Annotated in this window: 18 protein-coding genes; 7 read left to right on the top strand and 11 right to left on the bottom strand. The window is 75.2% G+C overall.

Annotation, left to right across the window (positions count from 1 at the left end; translation table 11 throughout):
* Window positions 1-37: 37 nt before the first annotated feature.
* Entirely contained in the window at window positions 38-1804 is a 1767-nt protein-coding gene (locus ABRQ22_RS00655) for a M28 family peptidase (RefSeq protein ID WP_353708218.1), read from the bottom strand.
* A gap of 208 nt (window positions 1805-2012) precedes the next feature.
* On the opposite strand from ABRQ22_RS00655, the gene ABRQ22_RS00650 reads away from it, so the two are divergent.
* From ABRQ22_RS00650 to ABRQ22_RS00635, 4 genes are all read left to right on the top strand, one after another.
* Window positions 2013-3350 (top strand): exonuclease domain-containing protein, encoded by a 1338-nt coding sequence (locus ABRQ22_RS00650; RefSeq protein WP_253054359.1) that lies wholly within the window; start codon window positions 2013-2015, stop codon window positions 3348-3350.
* A complete protein-coding gene (locus ABRQ22_RS00645; RefSeq protein WP_253054362.1) occupies window positions 3347-4366 on the top strand; it encodes a hypothetical protein in 1020 nt (339 codons plus the stop codon). The genes ABRQ22_RS00650 and ABRQ22_RS00645 overlap by 4 nt, the downstream gene beginning before the upstream one ends.
* A 153-nt stretch (window positions 4367-4519) precedes the next feature.
* Window positions 4520-5866, top strand: coding sequence for a carbohydrate-binding protein (locus ABRQ22_RS00640; protein ID WP_253054364.1), 1347 nt, complete (start codon window positions 4520-4522; stop codon window positions 5864-5866).
* Window positions 5867-6005: 139 nt separating this feature from the next.
* Window positions 6006-6539: an Hsp20/alpha crystallin family protein gene (locus ABRQ22_RS00635; protein WP_253054366.1), complete on the top strand. Its 534-nt coding sequence runs from the start codon at window positions 6006-6008 to the stop codon at window positions 6537-6539.
* 127 nt (window positions 6540-6666) lie between these two features.
* On the opposite strand, the gene ABRQ22_RS00630 is transcribed toward ABRQ22_RS00635, so the two are convergent.
* On the bottom strand, window positions 6667-7146 hold the full coding sequence (locus ABRQ22_RS00630; RefSeq protein ID WP_253054368.1) for a heme-degrading domain-containing protein: 480 nt from the start codon (window positions 7144-7146) through the stop codon (window positions 6667-6669).
* Window positions 7147-7172: 26 nt separating this feature from the next.
* On the opposite strand from ABRQ22_RS00630, the gene ABRQ22_RS00625 reads away from it, so the two are divergent.
* Window positions 7173-8549 (top strand): ADP-ribosylglycohydrolase family protein, encoded by a 1377-nt coding sequence (locus ABRQ22_RS00625; protein WP_253054372.1) that lies wholly within the window; start codon window positions 7173-7175, stop codon window positions 8547-8549.
* Window positions 8550-8619: 70 nt separating this feature from the next.
* Here ABRQ22_RS00625 and ABRQ22_RS00620 read toward each other — a convergent pair whose 3' ends face one another.
* The 7 genes from ABRQ22_RS00620 to ABRQ22_RS00590 form a co-directional block, all read right to left on the bottom strand.
* Window positions 8620-10770, bottom strand: a complete 2151-nt coding sequence (locus tag ABRQ22_RS00620; protein WP_253054374.1) for a fibronectin type III domain-containing protein — start codon at window positions 10768-10770, stop codon at window positions 8620-8622.
* Between the two features lie 172 nt (window positions 10771-10942).
* Window positions 10943-11278 carry a nuclear transport factor 2 family protein gene (locus tag ABRQ22_RS00615; RefSeq protein ID WP_253054376.1) on the bottom strand — a complete coding sequence of 112 codons (336 nt, stop codon included), beginning with the start codon at window positions 11276-11278 and terminating at the stop codon, window positions 10943-10945.
* A gap of 19 nt (window positions 11279-11297) precedes the next feature.
* Entirely contained in the window at window positions 11298-12185 is an 888-nt protein-coding gene (locus ABRQ22_RS00610; protein ID WP_353708217.1) for a PaaX family transcriptional regulator C-terminal domain-containing protein, read from the bottom strand.
* On the bottom strand, window positions 12182-13426 hold the full coding sequence (locus ABRQ22_RS00605; RefSeq protein WP_253054380.1) for an aminotransferase class V-fold PLP-dependent enzyme: 1245 nt from the start codon (window positions 13424-13426) through the stop codon (window positions 12182-12184). The genes ABRQ22_RS00610 and ABRQ22_RS00605 overlap by 4 nt, the downstream gene beginning before the upstream one ends.
* On the bottom strand, window positions 13423-14580 hold the full coding sequence (locus ABRQ22_RS00600) for a hypothetical protein (protein ID WP_253054382.1): 1158 nt from the start codon (window positions 14578-14580) through the stop codon (window positions 13423-13425). Before ABRQ22_RS00600 ends, ABRQ22_RS00605 begins: the two co-directional genes overlap by 4 nt.
* Window positions 14577-15371, bottom strand: coding sequence for a tryptophan 2,3-dioxygenase family protein (locus ABRQ22_RS00595; RefSeq protein WP_253054942.1), 795 nt, complete (start codon window positions 15369-15371; stop codon window positions 14577-14579). Before ABRQ22_RS00595 ends, ABRQ22_RS00600 begins: the two co-directional genes overlap by 4 nt.
* A gap of 136 nt (window positions 15372-15507) precedes the next feature.
* On the bottom strand, window positions 15508-16197 hold the full coding sequence (locus ABRQ22_RS00590) for a histidine phosphatase family protein (RefSeq protein WP_253054384.1): 690 nt from the start codon (window positions 16195-16197) through the stop codon (window positions 15508-15510).
* Between the two features lie 97 nt (window positions 16198-16294).
* On the opposite strand from ABRQ22_RS00590, the gene ABRQ22_RS00585 reads away from it, so the two are divergent.
* Window positions 16295-17236, top strand: a complete 942-nt coding sequence (locus ABRQ22_RS00585) for a ribonuclease Z (protein ID WP_253054386.1) — start codon at window positions 16295-16297, stop codon at window positions 17234-17236.
* Between the two features lie 108 nt (window positions 17237-17344).
* The gene (locus ABRQ22_RS00580; RefSeq protein ID WP_253054392.1) at window positions 17345-17914 is read left to right on the top strand and encodes a dihydrofolate reductase family protein; all 570 of its coding nucleotides are present in this window, start codon (window positions 17345-17347) and stop codon (window positions 17912-17914) included.
* Between the two features lie 54 nt (window positions 17915-17968).
* Here the strand turns inward: ABRQ22_RS00580 and ABRQ22_RS00575 are convergent, their stop codons facing one another.
* Together ABRQ22_RS00575 and ABRQ22_RS00570 are read right to left on the bottom strand one after the other, a co-directional pair.
* The gene (locus ABRQ22_RS00575) at window positions 17969-18754 is read right to left on the bottom strand and encodes a glycerophosphodiester phosphodiesterase family protein (RefSeq protein WP_253054394.1); all 786 of its coding nucleotides are present in this window, start codon (window positions 18752-18754) and stop codon (window positions 17969-17971) included.
* A complete protein-coding gene (locus ABRQ22_RS00570) occupies window positions 18751-20139 on the bottom strand; it encodes an ABC transporter substrate-binding protein (RefSeq protein WP_253054396.1) in 1389 nt (462 codons plus the stop codon). Before ABRQ22_RS00570 ends, ABRQ22_RS00575 begins: the two co-directional genes overlap by 4 nt.
* Window positions 20140-20253: the final 114 nt, after the last annotated feature.

The following is a 20253-nucleotide window of genomic DNA, read 5'->3' as shown; positions in this document are numbered from 1 at the left end:
TGGAGGACGGCCCCGCCGTCGTGCGACCCGCGCGGCGTCAGCCGCAGGCGATCGCGTCGTACGCGACGTCGTACGTCTGCGCGTGGTTCTCCCCGCCGCCCGCGAGGCGCGCGACGACGCTCACGGTGCCCGCGTCGACCGAGGCCGACCGGGTGGAGAACGACTGGTACGCGTTCGCGTCCGGAGCGACCTGGCCGAACGCCCGCTGGCCGAACGGCGTCACGAGGCGCAGCGACACGGGCTGGTCCTCGCCGTTGGTCGCGCGGACGGCGACGTACGCGGTGCCGTTCAGGCACCGCGCCTCCGCCTCGATCGCGTCGACGCGGGGGTTGCCGACGCCGTTGATCGCGAACGTGTCCTCGGACAGCGAGGCGACCGCGTGCCCGATCGCGCGGGACATGATGTCGAGCGCGGTCGCGTCGACGTTGTCGATCGTGTCCGCGGGCGAGTGGTAGTTCGGGTCGTAGAAGATGCCCTCGGTGCCGCCGAACAGCGCGACCTCCTCGGCTGTCTTCGAGCCGTCCGCGCCGGTGAACAGGCCGGACGCCGGGATCCCGTTCTCGATGAACGCCTGGTAGTCGGAGCGGCCCGAGAACTCGGTGTCGACCCACGCCTGGTCGATGCCGTCGAAGTAGTCGGTGAACACCGCCTCGGTCTCGGCCGAGCCCGGCGGCACCTCGACGGGCGCGGGGTACGTCGACTCGTTCGCGTCGTACACGCCGATGATGTAGTTCGGCGAGCCGACCATGTCGAAGTTGAGATAGGTCGCGATGTCGTCGAGCGCCGCGGGGTCGTTCTCGACGAGGTCGCTCACGTAGTGCGTCGAGCCGCGCAGCCCGACCTCCTCCGCGCCCCACCACGCGAACCGGACCGCGTTCTCGACGTCCTGGCCGCCGTCGGTCGCGGCGGCGAGCTGGACCGCGACCTCCAGGATCGCGGCCGACCCAGAGCCGTTGTCGTTGATGCCCGGGCCGTCCTCGACGCCGTCGAGGTGCGCGCCGACCATGACGACGTTGTGGTCGCGACCGCCCGGCGTCTGGGCGAGCACGTTGAACGTCTCGAACTCCTCGACGTGCGTCTGCAGGTCGTAGGTCGCGACCGCCTCGGCACCGCCCGCGATCGCCGCGAGGATCGCCTGGCCGTCGGCCTGCGTGATGCCGACGGTCGGGACCCAGACGTCGCTGGCCTCGCCGAGGGTCGGGTTGAGCGCGCCGTCGGTGTTGTTGTAGAGGATCACGGCGGCGGCGCCGGCCTCCGCGGCGAACCGTGCCTTGTCCGCGAACGGGCACGACCCGCGGCTGACCAGCGCGACGGCGCCGTCGACCGCGACCCCGTCCCAGGTGTCGGCGGTGCAGCCCTGGACCAGCGCGTCGGCGGGCTGGACGATCGGGCCCGTGACGCCGTCGTCCGGGGTGTCGGGGGCGAACTCGGCGGGGTACACGTCCGACGTCACCTCGACGCCGGCCGCGGTGAGGGACAGGTCGTCGGTGACCAGGTCCTCGAACGTGAAGTACTGGCGCTCGGGCTCGTAGCCCGCGGCCCGCAGGGCGTCCTCGACGTAGACGGCGCTCGCCTCGTAGCCGGGCGTCTCCATCGCGCGGTTGCCGCCGTTGGCGTCCGCGATGTCCTGGAAGTCCTGGAGCCGCTGCATGACCGCGTCGCCGGTGACGAGGTCCTCGAGCGGGGGAGGCTCGTCGGCGGCGCGGAGGCCGCCCCCGGGGGCAGCGCCGACGGGCGCTGCGGTCAGAGCCGCGAGCACGAGGCTCGCGGCGGCGGCAGACGGGACGATCGTTCGTGGTCTCACGCATCCTCCTCGACAGTGGCCCCCGCCGACCGACCCCGGTCGTGTCGGGGTCCGGCCGAGTCGCACACGAGACGCGACGCTGCGAGGGCTCGTGTGCTCGCGAGCGTAGGCCCACGCGGCCACGCGCGAAACCCCTGGGCGCGCACGGGTCGGCTGTGGTCGGCCCGGGTGGCGACCAGGCGTGGGCGGCGTCGGGCAGACTGTGCCCGTGCCCGGATTCGCCGTCGTCGACCTCGAGACCACGGGGTTCTCCCCGCGTCTCGGCGACCGGGTCGCCGAGGTCGCGGTGGTGCTGGTCGACGCCGCGGGCCGGGTCGAGGACGAGTGGTCCACCCTGGTCAACCCCGAGCGCGACCTGGGGCCCCAGCACGTGCACGGCATCGCGGCGGCCGACGTCGCCCTCGCCCCGACGTTCGACCGCGTGGCCCCCGCGCTCCTGCGCCTGCTCGCCGGGCGCGTCCTCGTGGCCCACAACGCGGCGTTCGACACACGGTTCCTGCGCGCGGAGATCGGGCGCGCGGGCATCGCGGCCGCGATCGACCCCGTCGCGTGCCTGTGCACGCAGCAGCTCGCGGGCCGGTACCTCACGGGCTCGCGCGCGCTCGCCGCGTGCTGCGCGGCCGTGGGCGTCGTGCACGACGGCGTCCACTCGGCCCTGGGCGACGCGCGCGCCACCGCGGGGCTGCTCGGGTACTACCTCGACGTCGCGGCCGACGACGAGTGCTGGGACGTGGCACGCGCCGCGGCCGACGGGGTGCGGTGGTCGCTGCCCGCCTCGCTCCCCGGCGTGGAGCCGGTCCTGCGCGGCGCGAGCCGCGCCCGCGGGCACTGGCTCGCCGGGCTCGACGAGGCACCGAGCACCCGCGCGGGCGACGCGCGCGCCCAGGCCGAGCGCCCGGACGTCGACACCGAGACCTACCTGCGTCTTCTCGACGCCGCGCTCCTCGACCGCTACGTCTCGCACTCGGAGCGTGCGGCGCTCCTCGCCGAGGCGCGGCGGGCCGGGCTGGACCGGGCCGCGGTCGAGGGCCTGCACCGCGACTACCTGACCGCCCTCGCCCGGGCGGAGCTCGACGCCCTCGACGGCGCGACCGCCACGGGCGATCGCGACGACGGCGGCTCCGTCCGCGACGACCCCGCGCTGCACGAGGTCGCCGGCCAGCTCGGCCTCGACGCCGACGACGTCGCGGGAGCCGTCGAGGCGGCGCTCGGGGCGCGCCTCGCGGCCGAGCTCGCCGTCGCGCCACGCCCGGCGTTCGTGCTCGCCGACGGCGACGAGGTCGTGCTCACCGGGTCGATGTCGCGCACGCGCGAGGCCTGGGAGCGCGACGTGCGGGCCGCCGGCCTCTCGCCCTGGCCCTACGTGACGCGCCGGAGCCGGCTCGTCGTCGCCGCCGATCCGGACTCGCTCTCGACGAAGGCCCGCACGGCCCGGCGGTACGGCATCCCCGTCGTCACCGAGGCAGCCCTCGTGGCACTGCTCGCCGCCCGGGGAGGGCCGAGCGGACGCACGTCGGGCGCCGGGGTGCGACGCTGGGCGTCATGAGCCCGCACGCCTCGCCCGGCACCGGCACCCCGGCGGACGCCGGTACCGACGCCGACGCGCTCGTCGACGGGCTCTTCGCGCTGCCGCTCGAGCAGTTCGTCGTCGCCCGCACCGCGGCGGCGAAGGAGATCAAGGCGTCGGGGGACGCCGTCGGGGCGGAGCGCGTGGCGCGGCTCGCGAAGCCGACCGTGGCGGCGTGGGTCGTCAACCAGGTCGCGCGCGAGCGACCCGACGACGTCGCCGCCCTCGTCAGCCTCGGGGACGAGCTCCGCGACGCGACGGCCGACCGCGACCGCACACGCATCCGCACGCTCGACCGGCTGCGGCGCGAGCGCGTGGAGCGCGTCGTGGGCGAGCTGCGCGACGCGGGCGAGGTCGCCGGCCGGGCGGTCTCCGCGACGGCGCTCGACCGGCTCGCGGAGACGCTCACCGCCGCCGTCATGGACCCGGACGCGGGCGCGCTCGTGCGCGCGGGGCGGCTCTCGCAGGCGCTGCAGCACGTCGGGTTCGGGATCGTCGACGAGGGCGGCGAGCCCGCCGACGTCGTCGAGCTGCGGGCGCGGACCGGCGGCACCGCGGGGCCGGGCGGGCCTGGGACCGCGGACCCGGGGACGAGCACGACGCGCGGCGGGCGCGGAGCCCGGTCCGCGCGGGCCGACGCCGGCTCGGCCGACGGGGAGAGCCCCGCGGAGGACGCCGTGGCGGCCGCGGAACGGGAGGTCGAGGAGACGGCCGCCGAGGTCGACCGCATCGAGGCCGAGCGCGACGAGGCGGGCACGCGCGTGCGCGCGGCGAGCGACGCCGTCGGGCAGGTCGAGGACGAGCTCGGGCGCGTCGAAGACGAGCTGGCCCGGCTCGCCGACGAGCGCGAGGACCTGCGCGCGCGGCTCGCCGAGGCGCGCGACGCCGTCGCAGCGGCCCAGGAGTCGCTCGACGACGCCGACGCGCGGCTCGACGCCGCCGAGGAGCGCGCCGCGGCCGCCCGCAAGGCCCGGCGCACCGCGCGCCGCGGCTGAGCGGACCCACCGGGTCCCGGCGTCGGACGCGTGCGTGCCGCGCCGACCGACGCGCTACGGAGCGGTAGGGATTCCCCGTACGCCGGTGCGGGAGAACCACACGATCGGCCACCGACCGTTGACCTACAGCGGGTGCGGCGGCACCGTCGGCCCATGCCCCGCACCGCACGCGGCGACGCCGCCGCCGCTCACTCGCTCCCGGCCCTGCACCCGGCCTCGACCTCGGCTCCGACCCGGCCTGGTCGCGGCCTCACGGCGCTCGTCGGGCTGGTCGTCGGAGCCTGCGCCGTGCTCGCCGGGGCGCCTGCCGGCGCGACGAGCGCGGTGGCGAGCGACGCCGTCGTGCACGTCGCCACCGCGAACGAGCTGCGCGCTGCGCTCGGCGCCGCTGTGCCGGGCCAGACGATCGAGCTGGCGGACGGGACGTACGTCGGCAACTTCAAGGTCACGGGCCGGGCGGGGACGGCGAGCGACCCCGTCGTGCTGCGCGGGAGCGCCGCGGCCGTGCTGCGCACGTCGAGCGGGGGCGGCAACGTCCTGCACCTCACCGACGCCGACCACTGGACGGTGCAGGGCATCACCGTCCAGCACGCGCAGAAGGGCATCATGGTCGACTCGTCCGACCACGTGACGATCGACGCCGTCACGGTGCACGACCTCGACATGGAGGGCATCCACTTCCGGTCGTCGAGCTCGTACGGGATCGTGCGCGGGTCGACCATCCACGACACCGGCCAGAACCTGCGCGGCATGGGCGAGGGGGTCTACGTCGGCTCGGCGAACGACTACTCCGACCGGTCGGACCACGTGCAGATCGTCGACAACACCATCGGCCCGCTCGTGCGCGGGGAGAACGTCGACGTCAAGGAGGGGACGACGGGCGGCCGGATCGCGGGCAACACGTTCGTCGGCGACGGGCTCACGGGGGCGAACTACGACGACTCGTGGGTCGACGTGAAGGGCAACGACTACGTCGTCGAGGACAACGTCGGGACGGTCACGACGAAGTCCGGGTTCCAGACGCACCAGCAGTCCCCGGGGTGGGGCTGCGGCACCGTGTTCCGCGGCAACCACGCCGACCTCACGGGCGCGACGGGCAGCGGCCGGTACGCGATCGAGGTGACGGTGCACGACCCCGTGACCTGCCCGGTCACGGTGACGGACGACAACACGGTCGTCGGCGGGGACGGGCTCGTGAACCCCGGCGTTCCCGTGACGGGCACGGGCGGCGGCACCCCGACGCCCGACCCGACGGAGCAGCCCACGCCCGACCCGACCGACGAGCCGGACCCCGACCCGACGGACACCCCGACGCCGGAGCCCGAGCACCCCGCGGAGTGCGACGACCCGTCGCTCGCCGGATGGTCCGCGACGACGGTCTACGTCGGCGGCGACCGGGTGCTGCACGGCGGGAGCCTGTGGCAGGCGCGGTGGTGGACGCAGGGCGAGACGCCGTCGTCCGCGGCGTGGGGGCCGTGGCAGCACGTCGCGCTCTGCTGACGCCCGCGGGTCGGGCGGAACGGGTCGGGCGCGGCGTCGTTCGTCGTCCGCGAACGCGGGACTGAGCCGGGCACGCTCAAGGTTGGACAGGTCAGGACGCCACGGGCCGACCGTGGCACGACAGACCTGGAGGACCACCATGATCAGCACCTACACCGTGGCGCCGTTCCGCCCGCTGCCCACCGAGCGCGTCGTGCGCCAGCTCTGGGCGCGGCCCGCGGGTGCGCCCGTCGCGCGGACGGGCTACGCGCCCGCCGCAGACGTCTACCGCGAGGGCGACGACCTCGTCGCCCGCTTCGACCTGCCGGGCGTCGACCCGGAGCGGGACGTGACCGTCGAGCTCGAGGGTCGTCGCCTCGTCGTCCGCGGCGAGCGTCGCGACCAGCGCGTCGTCGAGGCCCCCGCGGCGGAGACGACCGAGGCGGCCGACGGGGAGCAGCCCGAGTCGGGCACGGACGAGACCGGCGCCGACGAGGCGGCCGAGGTCGCCCCGGCCGGGCGCCGCGTCCGCGAGGTGCGGTTCGGCGCGTTCCGCCGCACCGTCACCCTGCCGAAGACCGCGGAGGCCGACGCCGTCCGCGCGTCCTACGACGCGGGCGTGCTCACCGTGACGGTCGCCGGCGTGTTCGCCGGCCGCGCTCCCCAGCGCATCGAGGTCACGCGCGCGGCCTGACGCCGCACCGCCGGCGCGGCGGACGACGTCGCGCCGGCGCTCCGACCCCGGTCGCGCCCGCCCCTGCGCGCCCGGACCACGGACGGGGCCGGCACCTTCGGGTGCCGGCCCCGTCCGTCTGCCCGGCTCAGCCGAGGAACGACCGCAGGGCCTCGGTGACCAGCGCGTGGTCGTCGCCCTGGGCGAGCCCGGACACGGTCACGACCCCGACGATCCCGACGCCCTCGACACGCACCGGGAACGCTCCGCCGTGGGCGGCGTACTCCTGCAGCGGGAGCTGGTGCTGGTCGGCGAACGTCGTCCCCTTCGCGCGGGCGCGCAGGCCCACGAGGTACGACGACGCCCCGAACCGCTCGACGACCCGCACCTTGCGCTCGACCCAGGAGTCGTTGTCCGGGGTCGTGCCCTCGCGCGCCGCGTGGAACACCTGCTGCGGTCCCTTGCGGACGTCGATCGTCACGGGCAGGTCGCGCTCGTCGGCGAGCTCGACGAGCAGGCAGCCGAGACGCCAGGCGTCGTCGTGCGTGAAGGTGCGGAGCACGAGGTCGCGCTCGTCCGCCTCGACGGAGGCGATCAGGGCGGCGAGGTCGTCGGGCGTCGTCGTCATGCCGCTCATCGTGGCACGATCACGCCGTGACGACGACGCCGCCCCCGCCCGCCCGCGAACCCCTCGACCCGCTCGGCTTCTCCCTCCTCGACCGCGCGTCGGGCGTGCTGCTCGCCCAGGCGGCGGGCGACGTGCTCGGGGTCCCGTACGAGTTCGCGCAGCCGCCCGGCCCGGGCCAGCCAGAGTCGGTCGCGGTCATGCGCGGCGGCGGTCTCGGCCCGTACGCGCCGGGCGAGTGGAGCGACGACACGCAGATGTCGGTGTGCGTCGCGCGGGTCACGGCCGCCCGCGACGTGCTCTCCCCCGTCCCGGACGCGTTCGGCGCGACGCCGCTCGACGAGGTCGCCGCCGCGTTCGAGGCGTGGCGGACCGGGGGCGCGACCGACGTCGGGACGCAGACCGCCGCCGTGCTGCACGACGCCGCCGCCCGCCGGGGACCCGCCGCGACGCGCCTGCGCGAGGCGTCGGCCGCGCTGCACGCGGCGACCGGACGCACGGCCGGGAACGGCGCGCTCATGCGCACGGGCGTCGTCGGGCTGGTGGCCCTGGACGACCGGGACGCGACCGCCCGCGCGGCGCGGGCCGTCGCGGAGATCACGCACACGGACCCGCTCGCTGCCGAGTCGTGCGTGCTCTGGTCGGAGGCGGTGCGGGTCGCGGTGACCGAGCAGCGGCTGGACGTGCGCGCGGGGCTGGACCTCCTCGACCCGGACGCCGGGGCGCGCTGGTCGGCGTGGATCGCGGACGCCGAGCTCGCGCGACCCACGGCCGACCTGCGGCAGAACGGCTTCACCGTCACCGCGCTCCAGGCGGCGTGGCACGCCATCGCGACGACCTCCGCGCCGCAGGGCTCGACGTTCGCCCACCGCGACCACCTCGTGGCCGCGCTCCAGGCCGCCGTCTCGATCGGCGGCGACACGGACACGGTCGCGGCCATCGCCGGCGCCCTGCTCGGTGCGTGCTACGGAGCCCGGGCCGTGCCGTACGAGTGGGCGACCGCCGTCCACGGCTGGCCCGGGATCGCCGGGCGCCAGCTCACCGCGCTCGCTCGGCACACCGCGCAGGCCGGCCTCGTCCGTACGGGCGCGCTCGAGCCGACCGGCGCCGAGCCGGTGCGCACGCAGTTCTGCCCGCTGTGCGGGACGCTCGTCCGCTGGAACCCCCGCTACCCGCGGCACGTGTGCACGTGGTGCGAGCGTGACGTCACCGACGAGGCCGGGCGCGCGGTCTCGCTGTCCAACGTGGACTTCGGCGGCGGCTACCAGGCGCACTACCTCGACCGCTCCCCCGCCTCCGACGCGGTCCGGGACGGCCGCGTCTGGATCGGCGGCGTCGAGCACCGGGCACGCGAAGCCCGCTTCGGCGGCATCGTCGTCGAGCCGCTCGACGAGCCGTCGACCTGACACGCCGAACCCGGGGTCGCTCCCCAGCGCGAGCGTGCGCTGGGGAACGACCCCGGGTTCGGCGGCGGGCTCAGCCGCAGGCGACCGCCGGGTAGGCGGCGTCCTGGACCGTGGGGGCAGCGTCGTCGGGTCGAGTGCCCGTCACCGTGACGGAGCCCGCGTCGGCCGCGACCGACCGCGTCGAGAACGACTGGTACGCGGCCTTGCCGGGCGCGACCGCCGCGAACGTGCGCGTGCCGAACGGCGTCGTGAGCGTGACGTCGGCGGGCACGTCGCCGGTGTTCGTCGCGCGGACCGCGACGTACGCCGTGCCGGCGAGGCAGCGCGCGCTGGTCTCGACGTCGAGGGCGGGGCCCGCCGCGTCCTCGCGCTGGAGCGTCACCCGGTCCACGACGCGCTGCGACCCGGTCGCGTAGGTGGTGACGGTCAGCGACGTGGGCGTGACGTCGAGGTCGGAGTAGCTGGCCTCGCGCGACTGCTCCCAGCGCGCCGTCCACGGCTTGGCGCCGTCGAAGTCGTAGAACTTGGAGCCCGACGACGAGTTGCCCGTGAGGTAGAGGACCTGGTCCTCGTCCGGGGTGAGCACGTCACCCTCGGCCGGCGCCTCGGCCGGGACGACGGGCGTCGCGCCCTCCATGAGGTACGAGCGCGTGTAGATGTGGTCGTGGCCCGCGAGGACGAGGTCGACGCCCAGGTCGCTGAAGACGGGCGACAGCGCCTCGCGCATGCGGACCACGTCCGTGTCGCGCGAGTGGAACGCCTGGCTGTACAGCGAGTGGTGGAACGTCACGACGACCCAGTCGTACGCGTCGCCGTGCGTGCCGATCACGTCGCGCAGGAACGCCTCGTGGCCGGCGATCTCGGCCGGGTCGGAGTCGTTCGAGTCGATCGCCACGACGAGCACGTTGTTGTACGCGTACCAGTAGTCCCGGCGCTGCTCGGTCGACAGGTTCGGCATCGCGTAGTGCTGGTCGTAGAGCGCGGACGCGGTGTCGTGGTTGCCGTCCTGGACGGCGAAGCGCAGCTCGCGCATCTGGCGCGGCGCGAGGAACCCGGCGTACTGCGCGGTGCTCCCCGCGTTCTCCACCTGGTCGCCCGCGGAGATGAGGAACGCGGTGTCCGGGTGGCGCGCGGTCATCGTGTCGAGGTTGGCGGCCCACCGCGTGGCGTCGTTCGTCGCGTTGCCGCTCGCGCCGATCTGCGCGTCGCCGATGAACAGCGCGCTGAACTCGTCGCCGAACGTGCCCGTGGTGAACGTCGTCGGCGTGGACCAGCCGGTGCTCGCGCTGCCGACGCGGTACGCGTAGGCCGAGTCCTCCTCGAGCCCGGTGATCGTCGCGTGGTGGTACGTCGCGCCGTCCGCGGCCGTGCCGTCCCGGGACGACGACGTCGCGGCCGCCTGCCAGTCGACCTCGCCGCCCGCCTCGTCGGCACGGGTCCACTGCACCTCGCCCGCGCCGGGCAGGGTCGAGAACCACGCGACGTTGGCCTGCGTCTCGTCCGCGCCGACGTTGAGCGCGACGTCGCGCACCTCGCCGTGCGTCGGGACGAGCGAGCGGACGTCGAGGTAGATGTCCGAGCTGGTCGGCGCGTCCTGGTAGAGCGCGACGGAGATCGTGTTCTCGCCGGGCTCGAACGCGTCGGCCGGCACGACGAACGTTCCCGTCACCGGGTCCGTGCGCCCGTTGCCGTGGTACTGCAGGTTCTCCGTGATCTCGCGGCCGTCGTCGCCCAGGCGCACGACCTCCTCGCCGTTCACGTAGACGATCACCGCGTCGTCGTAGACGATCTCGCCCTCGAACGCCGGGACGCCGTCGAGGTCCTCCGCGGTGAGCTCCACGTCGGTGCGGAAGAAGAACGTGGGCACGTCCGTCGTCGTGCCCTCGATGTACTGGGTGAGGAGCGTCGTGATCGGGAACGCGTCCCCGATGCCCGTCGCGGCGCCGCGCTTGGCGCCGAACGCGCCGGTCGCGGACTTCCACGCGGAGTCGTCGAACGCGGTGGTCGTCCACACGCGCTGGTCCGCGGCGGTGCCGGCTGGGTTCGTGTTGTCGTCGAGGTAGCGCCAGGTCGTGCCGGACGTCGAGAGCAGGGACTCGTCGGCGGCGGCCGTCGAGGTCGCGGTCGCGGCGACGAGCACCGTCCCCACCAGGGAGACGGCGAGCGCCGACGCCGCCGCGCGCGTCAGCGCGCCGGGCAGCCGGGAGGCGTGCGGGTTCATGGGTTCCTTCGCAGGTCAGGGGTCCGCGCGGCGACGACCGTCGGACCACCGTGGCGGCGCCGGACCCGTGGTGGGAAGCGCTGTCACGCTAGAGGCCCGGGATGGCGGGCACCCGTCGCCCCGGTGAACGCACGAGGACCGACCGGCGAACACGGCGCGCGCGGTCGACCCGTCAGGAGATGACGAGGCTCGCGATCAGGCCCTCGCGCAGGAGGATCGTGAACGTCGCGGGCCCGTTGTACCCGTCGCCGGAGACCGTGAGGTCCAGCAGCACCTCGTCGGGCGTGGCACCGTCGCGCAGCCCGGTCACGTCGAAGCGCGACCTCTTGCCGATGTTGTCCGTGCGGTCCCAGCTCGCGAGCTCGTCGTGCCCGCGGAACTGGCGTCCCCAGTCGTCGAGGAAGCCGTCGTCCGTGAACGCCGTGAGGAACCGGGCGGCGTCGCCCGCGTTCGTCGCGTCCACGAGCGTGCGCAGGGCGGGCGGGAGGTCGGGCGTCGTGTCGCTCATGCCACCCACTGTGCCCCGATCATCTCCCGACGACGACCCGGACGTGGTCCGCCGCGGCCGCGGCGAGGTCCGCGCGGAGCCCGTCGAACAGCGCGACGCTCGCCGCGCCGGGCCAGTCCGCGGGCAGCGCCGAGAGCGGCAGGCCCGGGTCGGCGTACGGGACGGGTCGCCAGTCGTCGACCGCGCGCACCCACCGGGCGAACGCCGCGCGGGGCGAGGCGTCCCCACCGTGCGGCCGGACGCCGTCGGGCCGGACGCCGTCGGGCCGGACGCCGTCGGGCCGGGCGGCCCCGGGCCGCGAGCCGCCGTGCCGGGCGAGGAAGTCGCGGTGCAGCGCGGCGACCCGGTCGAGGTCCCACCACCGCGCGGCGGCGTCGGCGAACGACCCGGCGACGCGCGGCGGCCCGGCCACGAACACCGTCGCGGCCTCGCGCACGCCCAGCCCGACGAGGATCTCCTCGACCTCGTCCACGAGGTGCCCCGGCGCGATCCACAGGCCGTCCGCGACGGTGCCGGCACCGATCCACGCGAGGTGCCGCCGGAGCTGGTGCCGCACGGCACGCCGCTCCTCCGGGAGCGAGAACGACACGAGGCACCACGGGTCGTCGTCGCCCTGCTGCCGGTAGGCGAAGATCCGCCGGTCGCCCCGCGCCAGCATCCGCGCGGCGTCGGGCGCGAGCGAGTAGCCGGCCCGGCCGCCGACGGTCTCCGGGACGAGCAGCCCCTTCGCCTTCGCCCGCGAGACCGCGCCGCGTGCGCCGACGGGCGGGACGTCGAGCGCCCCCAACAGCTCGACCAGGTCGGCGACGGCGACCGCCCCGCCGAGGTCGCGCAGGTACAGCCCGACGACGGTGCGCAGCAGCGACGTCGTGCTCCCCGGGCGGGAGTCGAGGTCGTCGAGGATCACGCGGCCCCGTCCGCGAGGACCTCCACCAGGGCGTCCCGCACCGCCTCGACGCCGACGCGCACCTCGTCGAAGCTCGTGGAGAGCGGGGACAGGCCGAGGCGCAGGCCGTCCGGACGACGGAAGTCGGGGATGACGCCGCGCTCCCACAGCAGCGGGAGCGTCGCCTCGAACGCGTCGTGGTCGACGGTGACGTGGCTCCCCCGGCGCTCGGGGTCGCGCGGCGACGCGTACCGGGCACCGAGCGGGAGCAGCAGGTCGTCCACGAGGGCCGTCGCGTGCGCGGTGAGCGCGACCGACTTCGCGCGCACCGCCGCGATCCCCGCCGCGTCCACCAGGTCCAGCATGTCCTGCATCGCGAGCATCCCGACGATCGCGGGCGTCCCCGAGAGGAAGCGCCGGACGCCGTCGTGCGGGGCGTACGCCGGGCCCATCTCGAACGGCGCGGCGCTGCCCATCCACCCCTGGATCGGCTGGGTCAGGGCGCCCTGGAGGTCGGCGCGGACGTAGCCGAACGCGGGCGCACCGGGCCCGCCGTTGAGGTACTTGTACGTGCAGCCGGCCGCGAGGTCGACGCCCCACGCGTCGAGCTCGACCGGCAGCGCGCCGACCGAGTGGCACAGGTCCCACAGCACGAGCGCGCCGGCGTCGTGCGCGAGCGCGGTGATCGCCGCCGCGTCGCTCACGTACCCCGACCGGTACGCCACGTGGCTGAGCAGCACGAGCGCGGTGCGGTCGGAGAGGGCCCCCGCGACCTGCTCCGGGGTCACGCCGGCGTCGTGGTCGGGCGCGATCCACCGCAGCGTCGCGCCGTGCTCGCGCGCGACGCCCTCCAGCACGTAGCGGTCGGTCGGGAAGTTCCCGGCGTCGAGCACGATCTCGTCGCGGCCCGCGACCTGCGGCGCCGAGAGCGCGGCGCGGACGAGCTTGTAGAGGATCACCGTCGTCGAGTCGCCGACGAACGTCTGGCCCGGCACCGCGCCGAGCGCGACCGCGCCGATCCGGTCGCCGACCGTGAGCGGGAGGTCGTACCACTCCTCGTCCCAGCCGCGGATGAGCCGCGAGCCCCAGCGCTCGGTCGCGAAGCGGGCCAGCCGCTCGGCGGACGCGCGCGTCGGCCGTCCGAGCGAGTTCCCGTCGAGGTAGGCCGTCACCTCGTCGGAGCCGACGAACGCGTCGCGGAACCGCGCGAGCGGGTCGGCGGCGTCGAGCGCGGCGGAGCGCGCGGCGTGGTCCTCGGTCATGGTCGTCCTTCCGACGGGGCGGGGTCGGCGGGGTCGCTCGCGGTGTCGCGGGCGAGGTCAGGGGTGGGGTCGCGCTCGACGACGACGGCGCGCGCGAGCCACGCGGCGACGGCGTCCGCGTCGTCGGTGTCGGGCGGGTCGCCGGGGACCCAGGTCGCGAACGATGCGTCCGCGCTCGAGTGCTGCGACCCGGGACGCAGCGCTCGGCCGGGAACGCCACGCCGGGCGGTGGCGTCGCGCGTGAGGGCCGCGACCAGCGCGTGCGCGTCGAGACCCGCCGCCGCGAGCGCCCGCAGCTCGCGCGCGTCGACGCCGGTCGGCAGCGGCCCGTTGCCGAGGTCGGTGCCGTAGACGACCGTCCCGCCGAGCGCGACGAAGCGCCGCACGTTGTCGATCGCGACGTCCTGCTCCGCCGTCGGACTCCCCCAGCCATGAATGTCGAGGGTGCTCACCCAGCTCACAAGACTCCCCACACCTCCGCCGAACACGACATGAGGGTCGTTATCCGGGCTATTCCGACCTTCAGGTCGTGTTCGGCCGCGGGCAGGGTCGTGCTCGGCGGCCGGGCGTGAGCGAGACCGCGTCTGGGAGCGAGCGCGCGGGCGGGCCATCGCGCGCAGCAGGTCGTCGGGCAGGCGCTCGCTGAACGGGGCGTGCGCGAGCCTGTCCACCCCCGCCTCGAACGCGCGGGCCGCCATGCCGCGCCCCTCCACGTGCGCGACGACGTCCCGGCCCCGCGCGTGGGCGTGCCCGACGAGCGCGGCGAGGGTGGCGTCGTCGGGCACCGGACCGGCGTCGGAGTGCAGGGCGACCTTGACGAACGACGCGCCCGCGGCGACCTGGCGGTCGACGGCGGCGACGGCCGCCTCGGGCGATCCGACCTCCTCGACCGACCCGGCGGGCGCCCACGACCGGTCCGACGGGTAGCCGCCGGGGGCGGTGAGGAACGCGCCCGCGAACACGACCTCCGGGAAGCCGGGCCGCCCGAGCCACGTGCGCGCGACGTCGGGCACCCACCCGAGGTCGTGCACGACGGCGATCCCGCCGCGCCGCACGGCGACGGGGTCGACGAGGCCGAGGTGCACGTGCGCGTCGACGAGCGGCGGGAGCCAGGTGCCGCCGTCGCCGGGCCGGCCGAGGTGCCTCCCGTTCACGACCGCCCGATCTCCGTGCGCACCGCGAACAGCTCGGGGAAGAACGTGAGGTCGAGCGCCTTCTGCAGGAACCCGACGCCGCTCGACCCGCCCGTGCCGCGCTTGGTGCCGATGATGCGCAGCACCGTCCTCATGTGCCGGAACCGCCAGAGCTGGAAGTTGTCCTCGAGGTCGACGAGCTCCTCGCACGTCTCGTACGCGGACCAGTGCGCCTCCGGGTCGTCGTAGATGCGGCGGAAGACCTCGACGAGGTCGTCGTCGAGGGTGTGCGCGACGGTGACGTCGCGGTCCAGGACGCGCTGCGGGACGTCGTGGCCGTGGCGCGCGAGGTGGCGCAGGAACTCGTCGTAGACGCTCGGCTCGGCGAGCAGGCGGGCGAGCTCGGCGCGCGCGTCGGGCTCGGCGTCGAACACGTCAAGCATGCGCGCGTTCTTGTTGCCGAGCAGGAACTCGACGGCGCGGTACTGCCACGACTGGAAGCCCGACGCGTGGCCGAGGAACCCGCGGAACTGCGCGTACTCGCTCGGGGTGAGCGTCGCGAGCACGGACCACTGCTCGGTGAGCGTGCGCTGCACGTGCTTGACGCGTGCGATGCGCTTGAGCGCGGCGCCCAGCTCGTCGGCGGCGAGCAGGTCGCGCGCGGAGAGCAGCTCGTGCAGCACCAGCTTGAGCCAGAGCTCCGTCGTCTGGTGCTGGACGATGAACAGCATCTCGTCGTGGTGCTCCGGGTCGCTCACCGGCGCCTGGGCCGCGAGCAGCGTGTCGAGGTGCAGGTACGACCCGTAGGTCATCTGCTCGCGCAGGTCCGTGACGATGTCGGGCTCGAGCGCGCGCTCGTTCGGTGCGGGCAGCGGTGCGTAGGCCATCCGCCGAGCGTATGTCACTCCCGTGACGCGCGCCAGGTTCTCGCCATACGCTCGCGAACCGTCAGTCGTCGGTCGCCGCGCGACGCTCCTCCTCGGCGACGGACTCGCCCGTCGGGTCCTCGGCCGCGAGGTCGTCCAGCGCCGCGCCGCCCAGCGGGCCGTCGCTCAGGCCCGCGAGCCGCCAGCCCGACGACGGGTCGCCCTCGACCTCGACCAGCCCGGTGTTGGCGAGCGGGGTCCGGGCGAGCAGGTCGAGGTCGACCCCCGCGACGCGCGCGCACGCCCACGCGCGGATCGCCGCGCCGTGCGAGACGACGACGGCGGTGCGCCACCCCGTGCGCGCGACGCTCGCGACGGCGTCGTCGTAGCGGGCGAGGAACTCGGCACCGTCAGGCCCGCCGGGCATGCGACGGCCGGGCTCGCCGCGGCCCCATGCGAACACGGTCTCGAGGTAGGTCGCGTGGTCGTCGTGCGCGGCCGACATCTCCAGGTCGCCCGCGTCCACCTCGCGGAACCCGTCGAGCTCCAGCAGGTCGAACCGGTGCCGCTCGGCCAGCGGTGCGGCGGTCAGGTGCGTGCGCACGAGGGTCGAGACCGCGACGCCGTCGACGACGCGGTCCGCGAGCGCCTCCGGGATCGCGGCTGCCTGGCGCGTGCCGAGCGCGGTGAGACCGGGGCCGGGCAGCGCGGTGTCGAGGAGGCCGGCGACGTTGGACGGGGTCTGTCCGTGACGGACGAGGAGCAGGCGCATGGTTCTCCAGGTTCTCCGGGTTCTCCGGTTCTCGGCAGGGCCTCCTGCCACCCTACGAGCCGCGCCACGACCCGCCGCGTCGTGGCACGCTGGGGCCATGTCCCGCCGCGAGCTCGTCGTCCTCGGGACCGCCAGCATGGTCCCGACCCGCACGCGCAACCACAACGGCTACGTGCTGTTCTGGGACGACGAGGCGATCCTCTTCGACCCGGGCGAGGGCACGCAGCGGCAGATGTCGTTCGCGGGCGTGTCCGCGACCGACCTCACGCGCATCGCGATCACGCACCTGCACGGCGACCACTCCCTCGGGCTCGCGGGCGTCTCCCAGCGCATCAGCGGCGACGGCGTGCGGCACACGATCGGGGTGACCTATCCGGCGTCGGGCCAGCGGTGGGTGGACCACCTGCTCGACGCGAGCGCCCACTTCCGCCGCGGCCACCTGGAGCTGCAGCCGCTGACGACGGACGGCGTCGTCCCACCCGTGACCGGCCGCCCCGAGCCGGGGTTCACGCTGCGCGCGGAACGCCTCGACCACACCCTGGAGGCGATGGGCTACCGCCTCGACGAGCCCGACGGCCGGTCGCTCGACCCCGCGCTCCTCGTGGACCGCGGCCTGGCGGGCCCGGTGGTGGGCGAGCTGCGCCGGACCGGGGCGGTCGTCGCGCCCGACGGGCGGACCGTCACCCTCGACGAGGTGAGCGCCCCGCGTCCGGGGCAGTCGTTCGCGTTCGTCATGGACACGCGTCTGTGCGACGCCGTGCACCGCCTCGCGGACGGCGTCGACCTGCTCGTCATCGAGTCGACGTTCCTCGACCGCGACCGCGACCAGGCCGAGCGGTGGGGCCACCTCACCGCGCGGCAGGCGGCGACCGTCGCGGCCGAGGCGGGCGTGCGCTCGCTCGTGCTCACGCACTTCTCGCAGCGCTACCCCGACCCGACGGAGTTCTGGCGCGAGGCGCGCGAGGTGTTCGACGGCGAGCTCACGGTCGCGCAGGACCTCGACCGCGTGCGGGTCCCCCACCGCAGCCGACCCGGCTGACGGTCGTCGACGCCGCCGGTCGCCGATGAGAAACGGTGCGGGCGGCCGTCTCACCACGGACGGGTGAACACGGGGGCGCCTCGCTGCGCGCCACGGGAGAGGACCGAGATGAGACCGCTGCGCTACTCGATCAACGTCACGCTCGACGGCTGCTGCCACCACGAGGCGGGCCTGCCGCCGGACGAGGAGTCGATGCGCCACTGGACCGCCGAGATGGAGCGCGCCGACGCCCTCCTGTTCGGCCGGGTGACCTACCAGATGATGGAGTCGGCCTGGCGGCGCCCGGCCACGGGCACGTGGCCCGACTGGATGGACGAGTGGGAGGTCCCGTTCGCCGAGGCGATCGACGGGGCGCGCAAGCACGTCGTGTCGAGCACGCTGAGCGCGCCCGACTGGAACGCCGAGCTGCTGCGGGGCGAGCTGGGGCCCGCGGTCGAGCGGCTCAAGCAGGAGCCGGGCGAGGGCCTGTGGGTGGGAGGCGTGACGCTCCCCCTCGCGCTGGCCGACCTGGGGCTGATCGACGAGTACGAGTTCGTCGTGCAGCCGGTCCTCGCCGGCCACGGGCCGACGCTGCTCGCCGGTCTCCGTGAGCGCATCCGGCTCGAGCTCGTGGACCGCCGCGAGTTCCGCTCGGGTGCGGTGGCGTTGCGCTACCGGCCCGCGACCCCGGGGCGGTGAGCCGGAGCCGTCCGGCTCCGCCTCACCCGCACCCGGGGTCCGTCCTCGGGCTTCCTAGACGACGCGCGCCGAGAGCCAGCCCGCGAGGCGGTCGGGACGGTCGGTGATGATCGCGTCCACGCCGAGCTCGACCGCGGCGGCCCAGTGCTCCGGCTCGTTGAGCGTCCAGACCGCGACGTCGAGACCGGCGTCGTGCAGGCGCTGCACGAGCCCCGGGTCTTCCAGGACGAGCAGCCCCAGGGGGTTGCACGCCACGACGTCGAGCTCGGCGCACCGCGCGAGCACGTCGTCGTCGAGCGACGCGACGAGCAGCCCGCGGCGCAGGCCGGGGTCGGCCTCGCGCAGCGCCGCGACCGTCTCGGGCCAGAAGCTCTGCGCCACGACCCGGTCGGCGATGCCCGCGAAGCGGATCGGCCCCGTGACGCGCCGCACCTGCTCGGGGGTCCACGACCCCTTGAGCTCGAGCAGCAGGTCGGTGCCCGGCCGCCGCACGAGGAGGTCGACGACCTCGGCGAACGTCGGCACGCGCTGGCCGCCGAACGCCGGGGAGAACCACGACCCGGCGTCGAGCGCCCGGATCGCCGCACGGTCGAGCCGCGCGACCGTGCCGCTGCCGGACGTCGTCGCGTCCACGGTGTCGTCGTGGATGACGACGGGCTCGCCGTCGGCCGTGAGCTGCACGTCGATCTCGATGCTGTGCGCGCCCGCCCGCCACGCCGCCTCGAACGCGGCGAGCGTGTTCTGCGGCGCGACGGAGCTGTTGCCGCGGTGCGCGATGACGCGCGGGCGCGCGGTCCGTTCCGGCACCGCGCCCGTGGGCGCGAGGGCGGTCGCCGTCACAGGTACGGCTCCACGTTCTCGGAGTACGCCGTCTCGATGCGCGGGGCGACCGACTCGAACGCGGCCGCCGGGTCGGCACCCTCGATGACGATCTGCTCGATCGCCTCGTTGAGGAGCGCGTCGGCGCCCGGGATGAAGACGCGCGCGTCGTCCTGCGGGCGCGCCTTGTCGGCGAGCTGGTCGACGGCGGTGCGGAACTGCGGCGTCGCCTCGTAGACGGCCTTCATCGCGTCGGACTCGACGGCCGACGTGCGCACCGGCATGTACCCCGTGTTCTGCGAGAAGTACGCCGTGTTCTCGGTGTTCGTGAGGAACGCGAGGAACATCGCCGCGGCGAGCTGCTGCTCGGGCGACCGCGACGACGGGATCGCGAGGCCGGTGCCGCCCGTCGGGGTGCCGCCGCCGTCGGGGCCGTCGGGCAGGTACGCCGTGCCGACCTCGAACGACGCCGCGTCGAGCGCGCCCTTGAGCGAACCCGTCGAGCCGATGGTCGAGGCGATGAGGCCCGACGAGAAGTCGACCATCGCGTCGTCCGCGGAGAGCGTCGCGACCCCCTTCTCGTGGAAGAGGTCGTGCAGGAACTGGCCGCCCGCGATCGACTCCTCCGAGTCGAGCGTGAGGTCGAACCCGTCGGAGTACGCGCCGCCCTGGCCCCAGATCATGTTCTCGAACCACCACGCGCCCCACGACGGCCCGGTGGACAGGCCGAACGTCGAGCCGCCGGCCGGGACGAGCGGCTTGAGCGACGCGTCCCACTCCTCCAGCTCGGCCCACGTCTCGGGGCCGCGGTCGGGCAGGCCGGCCGCCGTCCACAGGTCCTTGTTGTAGTAGAAGAGCGGCGTCGAGCGCGCGTACGGGACGGCCCAGTGCTGGTCGTCGTACGCGTAGTCCGCGTAGAGCGCGGGCTGGAAGTCGTCCGCGTCGGCCTCGACGAACTCGAGCACGTCGTCGAGCGGCATGATCTGGTCGTTGAGGTGGTACCGGAACCACCAGACGTCGGACGCGATGACGAGGTCGGGGAGCTCGTCGGTCTGCGACGCGGCCTGGAAGCGCTGGGCCACCTCGTCGTAGTTGGCGCCGGCCGTGACGAGGTTGACCGTGATGCCGGACTCCTCCTCGAACCGGTCGATGAGCTCCTGCTCGATCTCCTGCGACGTGCCGGGGTGGTTGCTCCACCAGGTGATCTCGGACGCCGGCTCGACGGCGGACCAGTCGACGGCCTCGGCCGTCGCCTCGTCGCCCGCGGTGCCGGCGCCGTCGGCCCCGGCCACGCTCGGGCCGGCGCACGCGGTGAGCGCGAGGGCGGTGACCGCCGTGAGGGCGGTGGCGGCGGCGCGGGCCCGACGGCGGCGCGCGGGCCGGCCGGGTGCGGTGCGGTGGGACACAGGTGCTCCTTCAGGTCGTGCACCGGGTCTCGGTGCGCTTCGGGGAACCCGGACCGCTGCGGGCGGACCGGGGAGCTCGGTGGTGGTGGGCGGGCGCGCGGGTGCGCGGCCCGC

This window comes from Cellulosimicrobium sp. ES-005 (genome assembly GCF_040448685.1).
In the GTDB taxonomy this organism is placed as follows: Bacteria; Actinomycetota; Actinomycetes; order Actinomycetales; family Cellulomonadaceae; genus Cellulosimicrobium; species Cellulosimicrobium cellulans_G.
Note: the sequence above shows the minus strand (reverse complement) of the source record. Positions and strands in the feature narration are given on the sequence as shown.